Source organism: Arsenophonus sp. PmNCSU2021_1, from assembly GCF_036919435.1.
In the GTDB taxonomy this organism is placed as follows: Bacteria; Pseudomonadota; Gammaproteobacteria; order Enterobacterales; family Enterobacteriaceae; genus Arsenophonus; species Arsenophonus nilaparvatae.
Genome location: NZ_JAZHPL010000011.1, coordinates 494,312 through 511,688, shown reverse-complemented (window position 1 = coordinate 511,688; position 17,377 = coordinate 494,312). Strand labels below are relative to the sequence as shown.

Genomic DNA, 17,377 nt, shown 5'->3' with positions numbered 1-17,377 from the left:
TTATGCCATCGCCAGACAAGGACTTACGGCGGATCTTGCTATTTTTTGGCTTTCATTTTTTAAGGAGAACCGATACTTTCGGTTAAATGTTTCAACTAACACTTCTTTTCGCCTTTCTATTTCCCAGCCTGCATTCAGAAGTGCATCATTGGTTTTTTGCAATTCATCCACACATCTGATTTGTTCCGGCGTTAAATAATCCCGGATGGCTGCATGTGGCTCCAGAGCATAACGCTGTTTAAATTCAGCAGAAGATACCCCAATTGCAATAAGGTTAATCATGTCTGCTTCCATGCTAAAGTTCTTCGGCCCTATCTTTTTTCCCTGTAAAATCCGCGAAATTTTGACGGACTCCATCATGTGGGGATAGCCCAATCGCGCACTCTCTCGATGCTTCCGCTTTCTCTCCAGTTCAATCACACGCATACGGAAGAATTCTTTCACAAGGATTTTCTTAAATGCACGAACCTCGCAATTATTTCTCATGTAGGTAATCAGAAGCGTGGTCTGTTGTTCGTTCAGCAAGGCAACTCTTTGTTTTTGCATTCCACCGTTTGTCTGAAAGGGTCGGATTTCAAATCCTACCCTTCCGAATTCCTCAAGATCTTCACGGTTGCGGTCAATCAACTTAATAATTGTGTCATGATCACGCCGTACCCCTTGTGCGATAGCAAGAGAATTTGTAACGAGATCAAACTTTCTTATTTCAACTAATTTCATGGCATATACTTCCCGATGTTATTTCACATTATCAACGCTTTTGGCTTGCAGTTAATCGCACTATGCCATGTTGGTTGGTTGGCTATTTCTGAATTCCCATTCATCTATTTCATGCAAAATCACATCGATGTCTTTGCACAGATAATCGAGGATTTCAGGTAACCACGGGATCGGCCTGAATGTAGCTTCTCCACCTTCAAGATACTTATAAATGTTGGCTGCAACTTCGCGCGCCCTAATAAGTCGACAGTGGCTTTCAAAGCTGATTTCTGCTCGTATTGATTCTGGTTGGCACATATTAATGGCCTCCCAAACTAACGCGCACAGGTTGACGACCCGCCCATATTAGACGGCTATCTTTGAATAGGGCGGTGAAGGTACGGAAATCCCTATGCGTGAATGACACTTTGCCGTAGGGAACAGCTGAATTTAGAGGAATAATCCAGTAAGTATCGGTAAATTTAGGATGAGTTTGGATTGGGGTAGTAACCATAGCGGTTGCCTCTCTACTAAGTTCTTTCAAACCTCACCAACCTGAGTTCAAGCAGGGTGGCGAGACGTAACGGGATTGAACTACCGGTAGTAGAGAACCCGGCGAGCCTTACGGCTCCCCCGCTACGCCTCACCATTATAGGAGCGCAACGCTGGTTATGACGGACGTAAAAAAACCGCATACTGCGGCTTATATCCGCTCTACAATTCGGGAGTTCAAACCCGGCACCCGTTTTGTTAAGGTGCTGGGTACAATATAGCTCATTTTTGTCCTTGCCGTCAAACGAGTTCGCTTGCCGTTGCTTCCTGCTCAGCAATAAGTATGTCGTTGAATTTTTTCAGCGCTTTATAGTTATAACGAAAGGATTCAACCTGTTTAGTGCTATAGCGTGACTTGTCCAGATAGTACTCACCGTATGAATGGGTCTTCATATTGTTGTCATTGGCGATACGGCCAATCTTGTTCGCTGAAACATTGAACATCTTGCCAATTTGCGTTGCGGTATAGCTCTTCTCTTCAAGCACAGGAAGAGGGATAACTTCACTGCCTGCTATAGGATTAATCAGTCCAGCAATAACGGCTTGACGGGCGGTGTCGGAAAGACCTGTGGCCCACTGGAAGGTCTTTTCGGCTATCTCCATCTGGATTTGCATCGCTCGTGCCTTACGGTACTCCGGTAAGCCGCTACCTTCGTCACGGTGTACTGTTTTCATGCTGTAGCTGCCCTGCTGGCGTAATGCAGGTAACACCTCTTCGCATACCCAATCTTGTACACGTTCAGCAGAGGGAAGTTTGCTTTTCAGTATCAGCCGGTAGAGATCGGATTCTGGCGCAAGTGCTACGCCCTTGGGATAAACACCTAAATTCAATTCTAACGATTCGTTATAATCAAGCCTTATCAGATGCTTACAGTGATCAGCTAGTGCTTTGGAAGGATTTGTGTAGCCCAGCGCCTTCGCCAGTTCGACCGCAAAGAACACAGGCTTTCCTTGGTAAAGCGTCCCTTGTAATTCAATATCTGCATCAGCAGACTTAAAGAGCATGAGTTGTGTTTTGGTGATTTTGGTCATAATAATTTCTTTACTATTAAATAAATTTCGTAAAAGTCTATTACCGAGCTACTTGTAAAATTTTGCTTGTTGACCCTAAAAGGGTTTAAACTAAAGAAAAAATAGGAGATTCCTAAATGGGCCAAGTTGCATTTGATACTCAAGAATTTGTTGAGACACTAGAAAACGCTGGATTGCCAAAAGATCAGGCCAGAGCGATCTCTATCGCTGTTCGCAAGTCTCATGAAGTGGCCGATGTCGCTACCAAGGCGGATATCGTTGAAGTGAAACACGAAATTGCCGAAGTCAACCGGAACGTTGCCGATATCCGCAAGGACTTATCTGCTGAGATTGCCGATGTTCGTAAAGATATGGAAAATCGCTTTGACAAACTGGGTTTACAATTAACAGTGAGATTAGGGGGTATGTTAATTTTGGCAATCGGTGCGCTTACAGCCATTTTAAAACTTGTTCACTAGACGAATTAAATCCGCGTTGGCATAACGATAACGAATGTCTTTTTGTTTAATTCGGCAATTGCAGTATTATCATTACCGTTAAGTTTAATCTTTATTGATTTGTATTTGGGGTTATAAATTTTTGCGGCCTTCTCGATATCCGCAAGATAGCTAGCATTGAAGCCAATTTCTGAAACGGGCCTGTTTTCCTTGGGTATTATTCGACTAATATCAGGGTATACCCCATCAATAACCTCACAAATTGCTACACCAACCCTTATACCGAAACAATCAAGATAAGTGACAATGCCCAATTCGGTGTCTATTTTTGCCTTATCAAATTTGACGAACTTAGGCCCTTTGATAGCAACGATAACGTTTTCTTTCAGATCTTCGGATTCATGCTCACCGAGAAAAGCACGATGACCGTCAGTCGAATAAAGTTTTTTCTCAGGCGCAAAACAAATGCCGTTTAAATAATATCTTTCATCACATTTAGCCTGAAAAATCATCGCACTAAGAAGCGCCTGCTTACTAACAGTTAGAATCATTTTTATCCTCGATAAGCCTATTGAACTTTATAATTTATTCACTAAAAAACACATCATCACCGGGATATTCTGATTGATATTGCTGATAGCCTTTTTCTGCAATTTTCCGCTCGTCTTTATCCTGTAGTGTGGCAAGCTTCTTATCGATTGTTTGAGCGGGTAGCCCATTAATCTGTTCATCTAATGTTTGTTTTGTTTGAGCGATGAAGGGTAAGAGAATATCGAAGCTATAAGTATCCTGTCCGTTCGATTTTGTCTTTAGTGTTTTTTGCAGCACCAGTCCAACACGCTTATTGGTAAGTTCCGGCGCTATATGGGTATGGGCATTAATCATTTTGGTTGTTAACTGCTGAACGCCAGCACAGCCCATAATAGCGTTAATCATATTGACACCGAATTTATTTGGCGTACCGTCTTTTTTCTTCGTGTATACATTCAGATAATTTGCTTTTTTGCCATCATCTGCTTCAACCGAAAATTCAATTGATTCAGCGCCGCCGCTACTGGTCATATATTTTGCTTCCTGAATCGTGACAATATAAGCGCCTGATTCATTGATAAAAGCACTTTGACCGGCAGCTAAGGCGGCTTCTTGATTGTACGTAAAGGTGATATTGTTCAAGATACGTCTCCTTAAGATGCAATAGTCTGTTTTATTCTATTTTTGGTGGATTGGATAAAGTCAAGAAACTGAGTGCGGCGCATTTTAAGTTGATTAATATCTTCCCCATGATTTTTTCTATACAACCTGTTTACAATTAACTGTCCTCCCTCTGGGAAATCAGAACAGTAGCTGACAAAATCAACCCAATCACGTCCTGTACAATCAAGGTGGCCTATAAGTTGCCATTTGTATGCAGGGTCAAAAGATTCACGTTGCAAAGTGGCATAATGCACGGGTGCGGTAACTGACTTAATTTCAATAACCCCATCATTTCCAACTAATCCGTCTGGGCTATCGCCATAATCACTACAATCAAAAAATCCGCCATTGGTTACATCAACAAAATTTGTTTCTTCGTATAGCCTTCTGGCGATTGGCTCCTGTTCGTGTCCGCGTAACATGTGGTCATTAGTGAAACTAAATTCTGATTTTTTTTCTGTTATAATTTCTAGCGCAATTTGTAACGCATATCGCTTTGCCGGTTCGCCAAAAGCTTTTCCCTGGTTGGCCATAAAACAGTTAAATTGCGATGCAGTAACTTTTCCTAAACGAAGCGCATCCCACACTTCCGTATTTTGCTGCACATCATGCCATTGCATTAGCGCACTCCTTCGTGAGACGTTCCTGGTCTTCCGGCGACATTTCAACATGTGCTAATACTTTTTCTAGCGATCCAGTATTAAGATAACTTTGTTTGGCTCTTTCCCATGACTCTACCTGGCTTGGCGTTAATATTTTTTTCTTGATGATAGCGGGGTATATTCTTAAACCATTGACATATTCCTGTCGATTTTTTACCCGCTCAACGCAAATCATGACTTTCACATTTTGCCAATCTTCAAGAAACGGCGAACCGGTTATTTGTCTAACCATTTTGCTATTGGTCGCATTAAGAATCATTGGCTTAACTGCCTCGTCGGGTCTAATTTCTTTCTCTTTAAAATAAGCTGTGTTAAAAGCATCTTTTGTTCTTCTGGTCTTATCCGGTTCAAATAAAACCTCAGAGATGGTTAATACTGTTGGTTCAACAATATCAGCGCTGCTCAAATAAGGTGAATCGAACGCCTTTCTATAATGCGTTTTTTCTGTCATTAAGCTGGCACCTCGTAGTAAGCATCACGGCATCGCATCAGATATAAAATTTGTTCAACTTTCTGGGTAACGTCGTACAAGACTTCATCGAATCCGTCGGTAGTTTCCAGTGCCAGTAACCATGCGTCGTATTCATCTCCTTTATCTGCACCGGCGAGTTTTTGAGCAAGATAAACGTTGCTTAAACTTTCGTATAAATATTCCCCGCCCGGCTGACAGAATTCCTCTTCTTCAATCGTTAATTTTTTCAGTGCCCGAAGAATTTCATTCTCAGTTTGAATGTCCATGCTGCTTCCTTCTTCGGCGATAGCGGCTCTTGACCGTATAGAGGTAAGTTTTTACTAGACAGCGGTTGTTAATACTGTCTGTAGGATATCTGTCTACTTGATTTTTACACGAGTTTCGCACCAATAAAAAAACGCGCTATTTTTAAGTTTAATTCAGCATGATATATAAATAGACAAAACCTTATAAATTAAATACAAATTATTGTAATTTAATAAAATTTATGTGTTTTAGTAACTTGCAGATTAACCATTGCTTTTAAGCCATTTCTAGAACTTTATATGCCTGTGCGAAACTCGTGTTTTAAATGACGCGAGAAGGTTTACGACATCGTGTTCTTGCGTGTAATGTTCGGCGGGTTCCCGCCATATATTATTAATGATTTCTTCGGTTGAGCGTTTTTTTAGTAAACTTAATCTTATTGTTCGTATTCGAGATTGGTCGCGATAATGCATTTGACGCCGTTCACGGCAACGTTGGCGAGCATTCATTGATGAATATCTCCTCCATAAGAAGATTTATGCTAAGCACGAAACGTACTTACTACAAATCCACCTATTGGTTATTCAGTGTTTGTGTACACCTGTATCGGCATACCCCGATCGGAAAGTCCCTACGTAAAGTAGGCTCAACTTCGCTTCACATAAACTTCATGCTCAGCTATCAGCAAATGACAGGCGCAACTTCCCTGCCATCCGTTTCACAGATTTTTTTTGCTGATACCGTTTTGTTAAAGAGCAGTTCCGCAGCAAACGCTGGCTATGGACTTTTGTTCAGATTTCTTGCTTGGTTCACAACCCAAGCCACTTAAGCCAAGCATCACGTTCTTCTGCGGGACGGTTAAAGTAGGCTTCTCGGACTATGCGGTTGAATTCAGGGAGATATATCCACCGTTCACTTCTGGCGTTGGGTTTGGTTGGATCTTTCAAGAAAATGACAGGTAACTTTTGGTCTTCAGCCATATCCTTGACTGCACTAGGAGTTTTACCGAGCAGCTCAGCAAATTTTTTTATGTTCACTGCGTCTATCGGATATCTGATCTCGTAGTCGTCGTTACTCACTTCGCCCCCTAATTAATTCTTTTCAACCGCTTTGTACCGCTTCTAACCGCTTAAAAACCGAATTTCTGGTATTCTTTTGTTAAGGCATTAATAACTATTTATCTGCCTTAAAAGGTATCTACATTGAAATTTATAGATATCCACAAAAATACTTAATGAAGGATAATATCCACATGGCAATCTTGTCAATAGATTATGCTCAAAAACTTCGAGCTATCAGAAAAATAGAAAAATTAACTCAACGAGAATTTGCTGAGTTAACTGATTTATCGCTTAGCACGGTAAGGTGTTATGAATCAGGTCAAAAACCAGCTAGAGCGGAGGTCATGGAAAAAGTTTTGCAAGTAGATAAATTTAGGCAATATACGGCATGGCTATTGTATGATGATAAATCATTGAAATTTAATCAAAATATTACGGGAGGTACGGCTGACAGAACAAATACAGACAAGGTAATTGACAAAAAAGATGAAAAGGTTACAGAAGAAATGTCATCGCAATCACCTGATATGCTCTCTATCATTAACAATTTATCTAATCTTGATAATGATGAGATAAAACAACTATCTAGGCTGCTATCTCGTAGGGGAACGATGCTTTTACTCGAATTATTAGATCCAGATAATCAATCACTTTTGAATTTGAGTGGTAAGAAAAAACGGGTTGCTTTGAGGTTAGAGTCTATGGGCGAGAAGCAGTTCAGAGAGATTTTATCCAGAATTGAAGGAGATACTGACTCTCCTCAAGAAGAGATAAATGTATTTTCAAAAAAAACAGCAGGTTAACATATCCCCATCTTCTAACAGTTATTTGAAGGTGGGGATCATATCAAACTAATAGTATGTTTAGTTCATCATCGGTTAGGCCGGTCGATATTTTTATAATTTGCCGATCAACACCATTAGCAAATAGTTGCTTTGCCAGTTGGTGAGTAGCTTCTTTAACCCCATCCTGTCGGCCTAGCTGGTAGCCTTCATGTTTGCCTTGTTGAATACCCTGTTGGATACCCTCTTTACGGCCTTTAGCCTCAAGCTGTTCTGCAATAGTCATAAAATCCTCCCGATAAGTCGGTGCCTTTTCCGCAAGGGTACGTATGAATCCCTCGCCGTCAATCGTATTTCCTGCTTTAGCTATATAATATAATAAACTCTTGCATTGTTCTTTGGAATACTGCCATTTTTCTATTAGAGTAGCTAACTCTACAGCAAGTTCCAACATATCGCGCGTTCGGATGTGCTTTTGTACTAATTGCAGGAGTGCTACCCTGCGGTGTGTCAGGATCTCCTCATCCGGTATCGTGGTAATATCAACCAGCGGGAATGCTTGCCTATAGACTGATTCTGCCAGTTCAGGGTCAGCAAAGCAGTCAAACCATTGGGTAGTGTACGGATACGGCGACGTGGTTCCATGGTAAAACAGCAGCGGGATCACTACTGGCAAGGTGTCGTTGCCTTGTTCAAGGTGCCGCTGCATGGCTGCCACACTGTACCGTAGAAGCCTGAATGCCATTAGCTTTTCAGGGCGGCTCTGGTGCTCGACTACTGTGTATATATAGCCTTTCCCCGAATTCGTCTGCACAGAGTACAGCATATCTGAACTCTGGGTACGCAAGTCATCTTCGATAAAGCTACCTGACTCCATCGCAAGAGTGCTGAAATCGCAGTGCTCCCGCAGATGAGGAGGCAAATGTACTTCCAAGAAATCCCTTGCTACAGCAATATCGCCAAGGAACTTTTTGAACAGTGAATCATGTTGGGATAGTGAGGATTTTGTCATTGGGGCAGTATATCGTGACGATCAAAATTTAACCATTGAAATAATGTATATAATCATCAAGTAAGTTTACGATAAAAAATCATGATTTTATAAATTATTGCAATAGCGTCTTGTATGCTTACTTATTCCTCATAGTGCCAGATTAGTGACGTCACTGGAGTGCCACAATAGTGTCATTAGAGTGCCACAACTTGCCACTTTTGCCATTTGTGAATGCAGATTAGGCCATTATTTACAATAACTTAGAAATATACCTACTATCTTCTAAGCCGTAGGTCGTAGGTTCGAATCCTACAGGGCGCACCAATAAAATCAATAGCTTAGATGAATTTCCATCTCAAAAATCAAAATAACAGGTGCTTTAACGGGTGTTGTTAACTCTTTGAGCTTCGACCCATTCTTCATAATCTCTTTCAGTCCAGCCTAGGAATGTACCGCTTCTACTTTTTTGTGGAGCAGGAAAATCTTTCTTTTTCGCCCACATCCGCCACAAGGTAGGATGGCTTTTGCCGGTCAACTGGCACATTTCTTTAATTCCGATATAACGGGTTGCCATTTTTATAAACCTCTCTTTAATATTAAGCTGCTTCACTATTCGTCATAACGGTGAGCAATCAGGAAGTTGTGAATCGTAGGAATGGGGTTTGTAGTGATGTATGAAGGATAGTTAGTCTGTCGTGACCAATGTATTTAACTTGATATACTTACCGCCATAATCTCTTTTGAGCGATAGTTCTAGCTATTCAATATGCTGTGCATCATCCCATGTGCTATATTTGAAGCCAAAAAGTGCGAAGGAAGTATAGTCAACGTACTGTCATGGCTTAAATTTCTTGAATAAGTAGTCTAAGCAAGTCATCCGCAATACAGGCACTCTGTCAAGTGTCATATTAATCAATAAAAATATTTAGATAAGCATACTGATTGGCATGACAGAGTTGCAGAGAATTTTCTAGGTCCACTTATCAGGCATGAATTCAAGGAGAAAGGTAGGTGTATTTGTATATGTTTTACTTAGGTGGCAATGCTGGTAAGGCCAACATTGAAGTTCATGATATCCAGTTTGTAGCAGCCAAAAAACCGAAAGATGCTTGGCCTTCTCTTAGAGAAGCTTGGTTTGGTGATGTGGACAAAGTACACATTGATGGATATTCTCGTATTACTTGGGCTGATGGGTATAGTGTACGCTGTCTGATGTGCCAGCCACAGGAAAAAATAAATTGTTTTTTGTGAACGTTGGTGCTTACAAACCTTCGACTCTTGCTGAGCTACACGCCTTTGACCTATTTGTAGCACCCAATGCTCTCGAAGCTAAAGCAAAGGCCCTGACGTCATTACTTATCGATGCTCAGTATCAACATAAAGACAATCTCAAAAAGCTGGATGACTGCCTTCTGCTTGATAAAGTTAGCGATCTGTATGTGCATCTCACTCCATCGGAGATGGGTACTCCTTTTAGACCTGAATGGCAAGGATATCAACCAATTGGTCGCCAAAATGCACTTCAGCATAAATGAATAAAAAATTAAATTCATTGCAAATGCTACGAGGTATTACTGATACGGCATGCGATATTTGAAGCAAAAACGGGCGATAAATAGCAAGCCATTTTCTACACGCAGAGCACAGAAATACACTGTCATTTTTCATCGGAGGCACTTTGGTCTGTTTGAGAGTTTCGATTAACTGGACAATATTTGTATATGGTAGCCAGTGAAACGCCATACAGTAATGCAAGCTGTTTTCTACTATGACCGGACTCAAGCAATTTTTTAGCCTGCTCTTGCTGTGGAGAAGATAACGAGCAAGGTCTACCGCCGATACGTCCTCTACTTCTCGCTGCGGCTAAACCTACCTGAGTACGCTCAACAATCAGTTCTCGCTCCATTTGCACCAACGCACTCATCACATGAAAGAAAAAACGACCTGCTGACGAAGAGGTGTCGATAGAATCCGTCAAACTATGAAAATGAATGCTTTTATCTTCCAGTTCAGAGATTAAGCCGATTAAATGTTTGATGCTGCGCCCCAGTCTATCGAGTTTCCAAACAACTAACGTATCGCCCGTTTTTAAGCAATTTAACTACATTGTCAGGGCCGCCTGATAATGTGGAACTAGTAACAAACCAGCTCCCATGTTCTCGGTGCTTTAATCCCTGTTCTGGTGTAATCAGCACTGATAATTAACGATTTTCCGACTATTTCGACATAGGTGCCTAGATTGCCCTCGGAAGCAATGCCTTTGTATTTTACCGTCGCGTTTGCCGAGAAAATGGCATGAGGGACGGGATAAGGTAAAGATACCGTATAAATTTGTCCGGCATTGAGTGGTGGTGTAATACCCCATTGCCTGATAATGCCGGTATCACCACATTTCCACCATCCATTGGTGGCAAGGTGAGCGGTATTTTTTGCACCTTTTGCATTGATGCGACTATCCACTTCGGCTTTGGTATAAGCGCCGACATTGCTTGCCGGTATACTGATATCTGTACTTCCATTAAAGGCTACACCCGCGATTTTCCTGGCTGTTTGTAGACGTGTTGCTGATACCGCGTTGCCGTCAATATTACCGCTAATTAACGTGTTAAAAATCTGTTTATTAATCCACCGATTTTCTTTTTCCAACAAACCCATGTTTTTCAGAAAAAGATCCTTGTCTGGGATGTCTGCGCCATTTTGATTTTTTGCTAATTTTTGATTTAATAAATTAGTCACTGTTGCCGAAAATTTTGGGTCATTGCCAAGGGCTTTAGCAAGCTTGTTTAGCGTATTCAAATCTATTGGCGAGCCATCAATCAGCGCGTTTTTTGCTTTATTCGCTTCTACCTCAGACAATTTTTTGACAGCCTGATAGAGTTGGTCATGCTGGCTTTTATTAAGACGAATACCTGAGCGTTCAATAACGGTACACACTTCCTCTTGTAGTGCATCATAAAGATCACTATTCAATTTTGTTGACGGTATTCCCGTACACGAGTTTCGCACAGGCCTATAAAATTCTAGAAATGGCTTAAAAGCAATGATCAATCTGCAAGTTACTAAAACACATGAATTTTATTAAATTACAATAAGTTGTATTTGATTTATAAGGTTTTATCTATTTATATATTATGCTGAATTAAACTTAAAAATAGAGCGTTTTTTTATTGGTGCGAAACTCGTGCCCGTAGTCGGATCGCCGTTGGTAAACCCGTTTTTTCCCTGCCCGAATTTATCTTTTTGGGCGGTAGAGGTATCAATTCGATGCATCATTTTCTCCTTTAATGTAGGCAAAAAGTACTTGGGTATGTGAAGGACACTGGCGCTCAATAACACATTCCACGGCGCTATCTCCCCACGTCCTAATCGACTCATTGCAAGCACTGGTACAGCTAATCCAGCGTACATTCGCTTCAGCAGGAATATTCACCCGCCAGTAATAGCGCCACTTATCGCCCCAAGTCAGATCTGGCGTACTATCAAGATGTTGAAATTGTTCTATTGTTGCTGTTGGATAGCCCAATATTTCCAACTGCTTTTTGAAAAAAGCCGCATTAATACCGCCCACATTATTCACTTTGGCATCAAGCACTTGTTGCCTTTCTTCTAGCGTTTGCGCTCTATTAGCGAGGCATTTATCCGGCAGTCCGCATAATTTTTCGTAACGGTTAATTAATTCAACCGATTGGGCCGGGTTAATTTCAATCATCAGGCTATCAGCATGTTGATGGGCTTGTGCCAGTGAAGGGGCTAGCCCTTTAATGAGCGGATCTTCTTCATCCCATGCGGGGCCAGGCGGTAATAACGTTCTCAACAATTGCGTATATTCGTCGCCCAGATTTGTCATGATGCTCACTCCTTGTATTTAGCCCACGTGAATTCACCCAATACCGGCACTTCCGTATTGGCCAATTCAACATCTACCGTTGGCGCAATCAGGCGATGGGCGACTTCACCTGCCGCAAGACTGATGGCTTCAGCGAATCTTGAAAGAAAAAGCTTGCTGCCAGGTTCGCCTTCTCGTTGTAAGAAGGCTTTGATTTCTGCGATAACCGCTGCCCGTATTTCTGGCGTATCCGTTGATAAGGCTATCGAAATAGCAACGGTTTTTGCTGTAACGGGGAAAATAGTTAAGCCACTTCCGGCAACGGGGGCAAGGGGTAAGATGTGCTCTCTGACTTTGGTTAAAATTTCCTGTGTGGGTGCAGGATGGTCTACATCATCACTCGCCACCATCACCCCAACTGTGCCGATACCGTTTTTATGTCGATGTGTCCATGCGCGACTTATGCCTAAAACTTCTTTCGCCCAGCGAACATAATCACTATCCGCACCGCCTTGTGGCGTATCGTACCAGCGCGCCATGATGCGTTGTCGCCAGCTATCCAAATCTTCAATATCGGCTCCTGTCCTGATGTTATCGGCATAACCGGTCGAAGATAAACCAGAAATAGGCGTAGCAAGTCGTAGCGCGATGCCGTCTTCACAATTGCCAGCCTGACCGCTGCTTTTTGCGACGATGGACACACGAAGTACACCCTTTGCTGAGGTTATTGGGGCGGTTGTGGTGTATATTTGACCATCATCACGGTGTATTTCAGTGTCAGCGGGCAGCGATATGGCATTTTGTACACCCTCCCACCGAACAAAACCGCTCGCTTTGGTTGCTCCTTTTCGGGGACAACGCTTGATATTACCGTGTCGGGTCAACCAGTCTTCATCCGCTAAATCAGGTAAAATATTGCGCGCTAAATAATCGATATAGCCGTATAGAGTATGAATGGCGGCAGCCTGTACTCTGGCGTACACTTCAGCATCGAGACGGCGCAACACGCTATCTTCATTAAATCGTGTGAGCAAATCACCGCGAATGGTGTCTATCAGTTGTGGCAGGGTCGGGCGCGAAAAACCGCTATTTTGCATGGATTACGCTCCACAAATTATTGATGTTCATCTTTTTTGTATAATAATCAGGCAAGGTAAGGGTAACGGTTGCGGTTAATTTATCGATGCCAGAGCGCACCACGTCGACATCAACCCGAAGCGCGATACCGTCGTCTGTCATCCATGTGAGCGCCTGAGCGATATATTCTTTTGCCTTTTGCGCCGTCTGATTAGTTAAAGTGCTACGTTTTAACAAGTGCAATCGAGAACCAATCCGATCGTTTTGTACGGTCGGCCACGTATCTCCCCACCACCCAAACGGCGTATCGGTGTCATCATCCGGTTCAGCCCGTGGCCAGGTAAATAGCGAGATAATCACGGCACGGCTTAATCGGTCATCATGTTGAATGGGAACGCCTGTCATGTTATTTCATACCTTGAGTAGGTGTGCCGGTCATACCGCCACTATCGCCTGAATGAGCATGGCTGTTGTACTGTTTCCTCATCGTGCTTAATGAACCCACTTTATCTTGCAACTCCGCAGCAGACGTAATTGATTTCTCCGCCTTGATTGCACCAGGTGTTTCAATTAATGCGGTATTAAGTACCACCTTGTTTTTAGCATTCAGGATGAACGTTTCTGTTGTCGCTTTGATTAACCGGCCACGCTTAAGCACGATGCTATCGCCTTCGTCGGTATAGATAGCCACTTCACCGCTTTTGAGACCCTTGAGCCGATAGCGTCGGTCTGCAACGTTAATGACAATGCCGTGTGACCGATCGCCAGCGAGAAATAGCGCTACACCTTCTGCACCGGAATGAGCCGTTGAAGTAAAGCCGTAAGGTTCGAGATATTCCACCCCATGCTTTACCTCGCCAGCCAATAAGCCAGCATCGGCGGTCTGACAAGCATTTGTACTGTCGAGTCTTTGCACCAATACCCGCGACCACAGGCGCGACAAGCCGCGCTGTAGCATGGCTAGGGCGTTTTTCATAAAATTTCAACCTTTAAATGAGATGATTCTTCTTGATTTTATAGCCAATAGGCTATAGCATAAATCATAGCTAATAAGCTATAATGGACTATGTATGTGGAATGTGATTACAACGGTACTTTTTGATGAGTGGTATGAGGCGCAGTCGGAATTATTGCAAGATGAAATACTTGCTGCATTTAAAATTTTGAGCGAATTTGGCCCCAATCTGGGACGACCGCAAGTTGATACTGTCAGGGGGTCAAAATATCCAAACTTGAAAGAACTACGAGTGCAATTTGCAGGTCATCCGATCAGGGTGTTTTTTGCGTTCGATCCTGAACGTAAAGCAATAGTGCTATGCGCCGGTGATAAAATTGGTGTCAATGAAAAGCGATTTTACAAAGATATGATCAAACTTGCTGATGCTGAATTCAGTATACATATAGCAAAATTAGGAGAATAATCATGGCAACTTTAGATGAACTTTTAGCCAAACGTAGTCCAGAAAGCTTAGCGCGTATTGAATCACGAACTGACGAAATACGACGTGATGTGATGCTCAATCAGTTACGCGAGGAACTGAATCTATCACAAACTGAACTCGCAGCTGCTATGGGGGTTAAACAGCCTACTTTAGCCAAAATTGAACAACCGGATAACGATCCACGATTATCAACATTGAAACGTTATGTTTCTGCCCTAGGTGGTGAATTAAGTATTGATATAACATTACCTACTGGGAAAAGAATAGGATTCCACATATAAATAATATGCATGAAATTTCTTTAAATTTCTTGTTCTTCGTCTGGTGCTTTCAATTCCTCAAGCGGAGGAATATACGCGGCCTCGGGTGCAACACGGAGTTCACAGAGTGTTCCGCCTTCGTCCTGCGTATAAACAACTTCGCTAATGACCAGTTCCCGATTGTTAAAGCCGAGCACGGGATCAAAAACAATAACCCGCTGGTTAGGTTTCCACAGGCTACCGTCACCTTGCCGCCAGCCTTGTACCGTATAGGTGGTTTCTTCGGTTCTGGCTGCCCGCTGCCTGGCTTCAAAGTCGCTACGTGCTTTGCAACTGGCCCCCGTTGCATTGCCGGATTGCTGGAGGTGTTGAGGGCGATAGCGGGTGATTTCGCTATCCCTGGCTCTGGCGCGGAGTGCTGTCAGCGTAGCTTCCCCGAAATCGTCATCATCACCCGATCGTTGACCGGCTACTTGATATTCAGAAAAGCGTTCACGGATACTTTGCTCGGTATCACAGGTAAGAATATTTTCACCCCAGACCAGCGCGGTGGTGGCTTTGTCATTACCAACCAGACCAATTAACAAATTGCCGTCTTCGTCATCCCAGGCGAGCGCCTGTTGGCTTCCTAGCGCCTTGTTTAATACTTCGTGTACTGTTTCGCCATAATCGGCCTGAAAAGCCTGTAGCGGCGTTTTTGGGGCCTTTTGGCTAATGACCTTAATGCTAAACGGTTTTGCCAGTGCTGACGCGATTTGATATAAGGTTTTGCCCGTAAAAAGCGTCGTATTCGCAGCACAGTCGATTAAATCTGCTGTTTTACTACGACCACTGATACCAACCTGGATACTTTTAGCGTCATAACGTATCGGGGTGGCTTCAATCCAGCCGGTGAGGACTTTATCCTGACCGATGAGGACTTCGACAGGTTCACCTTTTTTAATTCTGGGCTGTAGTGGTACGCTTCCTGATTCCCCAGGCCATTGGCGGGTGATTTCTACATTGAAATCGCGTGACAGCCGCTCTATGCCTGCTGAAATCTGTACCCGCGTCCAGCCCCCCCATTCGCGCCCGTTGACGCGCAATATCACGTAATCACTCATCTTGCAGGTACTCTCAAGGGTTTAACCGGTATAAAGCCTGGATGATTAACGGCATTTCGGCGGGTGATATCGGTTTCCCGTGCCGCATTGTCATACCACTTAGCGGCCAGAACCAGCGCCGGTAGCACTGCCTCGGGCGTGCGTGTTACCGTTTTTTCAACTTGCGCCAGTCGTGTTGCAATATCCCGGTTAGCATCGGTTTTCACCTGTTGCAAGGCAAGGAACAGGGCATCATCAAGCGTTAATGCCTGTTCGTGCTCGATAGCCTGATTCAGCGTTTCTCGCACCGTGACCAACGCATCCCACGTTACCGTCGCCAGTCCTTCAATATGACTGCCTGCCGTATGAGAAACCGAGTGTAATGCGGGATGGGATATATTGAGGTGTACCTGACGTTTTGCACGTTGATTAACCGGTAACATGGCGGTACGCGGCGGCGGTAATTGTGTTAATCGCCAGGCGGCTTCATGGATCGCCGTCGTGCGCAAAACAGCGGCGATAGCATTACCCTGAATGCGTTCAGACTGTACGCTTGGCCTGTCGCTTTTCCACACGAGTTTCGCACAGGCGTATAAAATACTAGAAATGGCTTAAAATCGATGATTAATCTTCAAGTTACTAAAACACATAAATTTTATTAAATTACAATAAGTTGCTTTTGATTTATAAGATTCTGTCTATTTATATATTATGCTGGATTAAACTTAAAGATAGAGCGTTTATTTATTGGTGCGAAACTCGTGTTCCATACTCCACGCGGCGCTAAATCATTCCCGAGTGTGACACCCGATAGCGTTTTGATTTGCTGTGCCAATGTAGAAGCATCTTGCGCGGTACGCCTGCCAGCACGCCACATCCGCTGTATCGCTTCGACCAGGTTTTTACCGGATGAGCCGGACTTTAAGATCACCGAAATATCGCCATGCAATAGCCTTGACGCGGCAGTAATGCCGCTATCAATAGTGTCAAAGGCTTTGGTGACGTTGTTAATCATGCTTTTAGTACGTGCTAACACGCCAGCCTGTGCAAAATCCGGTAAGCTTTTTAAGCCTACATGAGCAAAAGCTTCGCCAATGCGATCATTTAGTGCTGAACTGGAAGAAATTAACGTTTGGCCCGTCGCAACACCGGCTGTTGGGAAAGAAAGCTCTCCAGCCTCAACCACGCTAAAACTAACGCGCCACATACGACCTTCGCGCCCGCTATGGCTCACTCTCACCTCGCCATCAATACAAACAGCCATTTCACCGTAGTAAGGGTGAACCAGAGTGCCTGGCCCTGTCGTATCGATAGCCGCAATGAGCCGATCTCTGGCCTCGAAGAAATCATCACCGATCAGATAGGCATTGATAGTGAAGCGCCGCGTTGCTCTGCCCAAATTTTCGGTATACGGCTTGTCCCGATTGGGATATTCGTGAACCTGTACCCGTCGCCCGAATGTCCCCTCGTCATCGTCTACCTGAAACGGTATCCCGCGAAAGGACGCTGGACGCAGGTTATCTTTCCAGTTACTCATCACCCCTCCTTAAAAAGAAAAA

At 43.4% G+C, this 17,377-nt stretch carries 25 protein-coding genes and 3 pseudogenes; 5 read left to right on the top strand and 23 right to left on the bottom strand.

Annotated elements, in window-relative coordinates:
• From V3224_RS28765 to V3224_RS28750, 4 genes are all read right to left on the bottom strand, one after another.
• Entirely contained in the window at positions 1–720 is a 720-nt protein-coding gene (locus V3224_RS28765; RefSeq protein ID WP_334473755.1) for a Rha family transcriptional regulator, read from the bottom strand.
• A gap of 60 nt (positions 721–780) precedes the next feature.
• Positions 781–1,017, bottom strand: coding sequence for a hypothetical protein (locus V3224_RS28760; protein ID WP_334473753.1), 237 nt, complete (start codon positions 1,015–1,017; stop codon positions 781–783).
• 1 nt (position 1,018) lies between these two features.
• Positions 1,019–1,213, bottom strand: a complete 195-nt coding sequence (locus V3224_RS28755; RefSeq protein WP_334473752.1) for a hypothetical protein — start codon at positions 1,211–1,213, stop codon at positions 1,019–1,021.
• Positions 1,214–1,491: 278 nt separating this feature from the next.
• A complete protein-coding gene (locus V3224_RS28750; RefSeq protein ID WP_334473751.1) occupies positions 1,492–2,283 on the bottom strand; it encodes a BRO-N domain-containing protein in 792 nt (263 codons plus the stop codon).
• Positions 2,284–2,399: 116 nt separating this feature from the next.
• Here V3224_RS28750 and V3224_RS28745 point away from each other — a divergent pair, with 116 nt between their 5' ends.
• Positions 2,400–2,741 carry a DUF1640 domain-containing protein gene (locus V3224_RS28745; protein WP_334473750.1) on the top strand — a complete coding sequence of 114 codons (342 nt, stop codon included), beginning with the start codon at positions 2,400–2,402 and terminating at the stop codon, positions 2,739–2,741.
• A 5-nt stretch (positions 2,742–2,746) separates the two neighbouring features.
• Here the strand turns inward: V3224_RS28745 and V3224_RS28740 are convergent, their stop codons facing one another.
• The 7 genes from V3224_RS28740 to V3224_RS28710 all read right to left on the bottom strand — a co-directional run bounded on the left by V3224_RS28740 (position 2,747) and on the right by V3224_RS28710 (position 6,373).
• Complete coding sequence (locus tag V3224_RS28740; RefSeq protein WP_334473749.1) at positions 2,747–3,271, bottom strand: hypothetical protein; 525 nt, start codon at positions 3,269–3,271, stop codon at positions 2,747–2,749.
• A gap of 34 nt (positions 3,272–3,305) precedes the next feature.
• A complete protein-coding gene (locus V3224_RS28735; RefSeq protein WP_334473031.1) occupies positions 3,306–3,893 on the bottom strand; it encodes a DUF669 domain-containing protein in 588 nt (195 codons plus the stop codon).
• Positions 3,894–3,904: 11 nt separating this feature from the next.
• Positions 3,905–4,534 (bottom strand): YqaJ viral recombinase family protein, encoded by a 630-nt coding sequence (locus V3224_RS28730; RefSeq protein WP_334473748.1) that lies wholly within the window; start codon positions 4,532–4,534, stop codon positions 3,905–3,907.
• Complete coding sequence (locus tag V3224_RS28725) at positions 4,521–5,027, bottom strand: hypothetical protein (protein WP_334473746.1); 507 nt, start codon at positions 5,025–5,027, stop codon at positions 4,521–4,523. Before V3224_RS28725 ends, V3224_RS28730 begins: the two co-directional genes overlap by 14 nt.
• Positions 5,027–5,314 (bottom strand): hypothetical protein, encoded by a 288-nt coding sequence (locus V3224_RS28720; protein ID WP_334473745.1) that lies wholly within the window; start codon positions 5,312–5,314, stop codon positions 5,027–5,029. Before V3224_RS28720 ends, V3224_RS28725 begins: the two co-directional genes overlap by 1 nt.
• A 267-nt stretch (positions 5,315–5,581) precedes the next feature.
• Positions 5,582–5,803: a hypothetical protein gene (locus tag V3224_RS28715; protein WP_334473744.1), complete on the bottom strand. Its 222-nt coding sequence runs from the start codon at positions 5,801–5,803 to the stop codon at positions 5,582–5,584.
• Positions 5,804–6,103: 300 nt separating this feature from the next.
• On the bottom strand, positions 6,104–6,373 hold the full coding sequence (locus V3224_RS28710; protein WP_334473743.1) for a Cox family DNA-binding protein: 270 nt from the start codon (positions 6,371–6,373) through the stop codon (positions 6,104–6,106).
• A 173-nt stretch (positions 6,374–6,546) separates the two neighbouring features.
• On the opposite strand from V3224_RS28710, the gene V3224_RS28705 reads away from it, so the two are divergent.
• On the top strand, positions 6,547–7,158 hold the full coding sequence (locus V3224_RS28705) for a helix-turn-helix domain-containing protein (RefSeq protein WP_334473742.1): 612 nt from the start codon (positions 6,547–6,549) through the stop codon (positions 7,156–7,158).
• Between the two features lie 43 nt (positions 7,159–7,201).
• Here the strand turns inward: V3224_RS28705 and V3224_RS28700 are convergent, their stop codons facing one another.
• Together V3224_RS28700 and V3224_RS28695 are read right to left on the bottom strand one after the other, a co-directional pair.
• Positions 7,202–8,149: an Rpn family recombination-promoting nuclease/putative transposase gene (locus V3224_RS28700; RefSeq protein WP_334473741.1), complete on the bottom strand. Its 948-nt coding sequence runs from the start codon at positions 8,147–8,149 to the stop codon at positions 7,202–7,204.
• A gap of 361 nt (positions 8,150–8,510) precedes the next feature.
• Complete coding sequence (locus V3224_RS28695) at positions 8,511–8,705, bottom strand: helix-turn-helix transcriptional regulator (RefSeq protein WP_290606415.1); 195 nt, start codon at positions 8,703–8,705, stop codon at positions 8,511–8,513.
• Positions 8,706–9,142: 437 nt separating this feature from the next.
• Here V3224_RS28695 and V3224_RS28690 point away from each other — a divergent pair.
• Positions 9,143–9,666, top strand: a pseudogene (locus V3224_RS28690) (DUF1543 domain-containing protein).
• Between the two features lie 122 nt (positions 9,667–9,788).
• Here V3224_RS28690 and V3224_RS28685 read toward each other — a convergent pair.
• The 7 genes and pseudogenes from V3224_RS28685 to V3224_RS28655 all read right to left on the bottom strand — a co-directional run.
• Positions 9,789–10,232: pseudogene (locus V3224_RS28685) on the bottom strand (recombinase family protein); the annotation flags it as partial.
• A 32-nt stretch (positions 10,233–10,264) separates the two neighbouring features.
• On the bottom strand, positions 10,265–11,137 hold the full coding sequence (locus tag V3224_RS28680) for a hypothetical protein (protein ID WP_334473737.1): 873 nt from the start codon (positions 11,135–11,137) through the stop codon (positions 10,265–10,267).
• A gap of 177 nt (positions 11,138–11,314) precedes the next feature.
• Positions 11,315–11,401: pseudogene (locus V3224_RS28675) on the bottom strand (hypothetical protein); the annotation flags it as partial.
• Positions 11,388–11,978 carry a YmfQ family protein gene (locus V3224_RS28670; RefSeq protein ID WP_334473736.1) on the bottom strand — a complete coding sequence of 197 codons (591 nt, stop codon included), beginning with the start codon at positions 11,976–11,978 and terminating at the stop codon, positions 11,388–11,390. The gene V3224_RS28670 and the pseudogene V3224_RS28675, both read right to left, overlap by 14 nt.
• Before the next feature lie 5 nt (positions 11,979–11,983).
• Positions 11,984–13,054: a baseplate J/gp47 family protein gene (locus tag V3224_RS28665; RefSeq protein ID WP_334473734.1), complete on the bottom strand. Its 1,071-nt coding sequence runs from the start codon at positions 13,052–13,054 to the stop codon at positions 11,984–11,986.
• On the bottom strand, positions 13,044–13,439 hold the full coding sequence (locus V3224_RS28660; protein WP_334473732.1) for a phage GP46 family protein: 396 nt from the start codon (positions 13,437–13,439) through the stop codon (positions 13,044–13,046). Before V3224_RS28660 ends, V3224_RS28665 begins: the two co-directional genes overlap by 11 nt.
• A gap of 1 nt (position 13,440) precedes the next feature.
• On the bottom strand, positions 13,441–14,010 hold the full coding sequence (locus V3224_RS28655; RefSeq protein WP_334473731.1) for a phage baseplate assembly protein V: 570 nt from the start codon (positions 14,008–14,010) through the stop codon (positions 13,441–13,443).
• A gap of 94 nt (positions 14,011–14,104) precedes the next feature.
• On the opposite strand from V3224_RS28655, the gene V3224_RS28650 reads away from it, so the two are divergent.
• Positions 14,105–14,455: a type II toxin-antitoxin system RelE/ParE family toxin gene (locus V3224_RS28650; RefSeq protein WP_334473730.1), complete on the top strand. Its 351-nt coding sequence runs from the start codon at positions 14,105–14,107 to the stop codon at positions 14,453–14,455.
• Positions 14,456–14,457: 2 nt separating this feature from the next.
• Positions 14,458–14,757 (top strand): helix-turn-helix domain-containing protein, encoded by a 300-nt coding sequence (locus tag V3224_RS28645; protein ID WP_334473728.1) that lies wholly within the window; start codon positions 14,458–14,460, stop codon positions 14,755–14,757.
• Between the two features lie 20 nt (positions 14,758–14,777).
• Here V3224_RS28645 and V3224_RS28640 read toward each other — a convergent pair whose 3' ends face one another.
• The 3 genes from V3224_RS28640 to V3224_RS28630 form a co-directional block, all read right to left on the bottom strand.
• Positions 14,778–15,839: a phage baseplate assembly protein gene (locus V3224_RS28640; protein WP_334473727.1), complete on the bottom strand. Its 1,062-nt coding sequence runs from the start codon at positions 15,837–15,839 to the stop codon at positions 14,778–14,780.
• Positions 15,836–16,393, bottom strand: a complete 558-nt coding sequence (locus V3224_RS28635; protein WP_334473725.1) for a hypothetical protein — start codon at positions 16,391–16,393, stop codon at positions 15,836–15,838. The genes V3224_RS28640 and V3224_RS28635 overlap by 4 nt, the downstream gene beginning before the upstream one ends.
• A gap of 134 nt (positions 16,394–16,527) precedes the next feature.
• A complete protein-coding gene (locus V3224_RS28630) occupies positions 16,528–17,355 on the bottom strand; it encodes a DNA circularization protein (RefSeq protein ID WP_334473724.1) in 828 nt (275 codons plus the stop codon).
• Positions 17,356–17,377: the final 22 nt, after the last annotated feature.

Excerpts from the sequence above, each read along its gene's own strand:
- V3224_RS28765 (WP_334473755.1), bottom strand. The coding sequence starts at position 720 with ATGAAATTAGTTGAAATAAGAAAGTTTGATCTCGTTACAAATTCTCTT.
- V3224_RS28760 (WP_334473753.1), bottom strand. The coding sequence starts at position 1,017 with ATGTGCCAACCAGAATCAATACGAGCAGAAATCAGCTTTGAAAGCCAC.
- V3224_RS28755 (WP_334473752.1), bottom strand. The coding sequence starts at position 1,213 with ATGGTTACTACCCCAATCCAAACTCATCCTAAATTTACCGATACTTAC.
- V3224_RS28750 (WP_334473751.1), bottom strand. The coding sequence starts at position 2,283 with ATGACCAAAATCACCAAAACACAACTCATGCTCTTTAAGTCTGCTGAT.
- V3224_RS28745 (WP_334473750.1), top strand. The coding sequence starts at position 2,400 with ATGGGCCAAGTTGCATTTGATACTCAAGAATTTGTTGAGACACTAGAA.
- V3224_RS28740 (WP_334473749.1), bottom strand. The coding sequence starts at position 3,271 with ATGATTCTAACTGTTAGTAAGCAGGCGCTTCTTAGTGCGATGATTTTT.
- V3224_RS28730 (WP_334473748.1), bottom strand. The coding sequence starts at position 4,534 with ATGCAATGGCATGATGTGCAGCAAAATACGGAAGTGTGGGATGCGCTT.
- V3224_RS28725 (WP_334473746.1), bottom strand. The coding sequence starts at position 5,027 with ATGACAGAAAAAACGCATTATAGAAAGGCGTTCGATTCACCTTATTTG.
- V3224_RS28720 (WP_334473745.1), bottom strand. The coding sequence starts at position 5,314 with ATGGACATTCAAACTGAGAATGAAATTCTTCGGGCACTGAAAAAATTA.
- V3224_RS28715 (WP_334473744.1), bottom strand. The coding sequence starts at position 5,803 with ATGAATGCTCGCCAACGTTGCCGTGAACGGCGTCAAATGCATTATCGC.
- V3224_RS28705 (WP_334473742.1), top strand. The coding sequence starts at position 6,547 with ATGGCAATCTTGTCAATAGATTATGCTCAAAAACTTCGAGCTATCAGA.
- V3224_RS28700 (WP_334473741.1), bottom strand. The coding sequence starts at position 8,149 with ATGACAAAATCCTCACTATCCCAACATGATTCACTGTTCAAAAAGTTC.
- V3224_RS28695 (WP_290606415.1), bottom strand. The coding sequence starts at position 8,705 with ATGGCAACCCGTTATATCGGAATTAAAGAAATGTGCCAGTTGACCGGC.
- V3224_RS28670 (WP_334473736.1), bottom strand. The coding sequence starts at position 11,978 with ATGACAAATCTGGGCGACGAATATACGCAATTGTTGAGAACGTTATTA.
- V3224_RS28665 (WP_334473734.1), bottom strand. The coding sequence starts at position 13,054 with ATGCAAAATAGCGGTTTTTCGCGCCCGACCCTGCCACAACTGATAGAC.
- V3224_RS28660 (WP_334473732.1), bottom strand. The coding sequence starts at position 13,439 with ATGACAGGCGTTCCCATTCAACATGATGACCGATTAAGCCGTGCCGTG.
- V3224_RS28655 (WP_334473731.1), bottom strand. The coding sequence starts at position 14,010 with ATGAAAAACGCCCTAGCCATGCTACAGCGCGGCTTGTCGCGCCTGTGG.
- V3224_RS28650 (WP_334473730.1), top strand. The coding sequence starts at position 14,105 with ATGTGGAATGTGATTACAACGGTACTTTTTGATGAGTGGTATGAGGCG.
- V3224_RS28645 (WP_334473728.1), top strand. The coding sequence starts at position 14,458 with ATGGCAACTTTAGATGAACTTTTAGCCAAACGTAGTCCAGAAAGCTTA.
- V3224_RS28640 (WP_334473727.1), bottom strand. The coding sequence starts at position 15,839 with ATGAGTGATTACGTGATATTGCGCGTCAACGGGCGCGAATGGGGGGGC.
- V3224_RS28630 (WP_334473724.1), bottom strand. The coding sequence starts at position 17,355 with ATGAGTAACTGGAAAGATAACCTGCGTCCAGCGTCCTTTCGCGGGATA.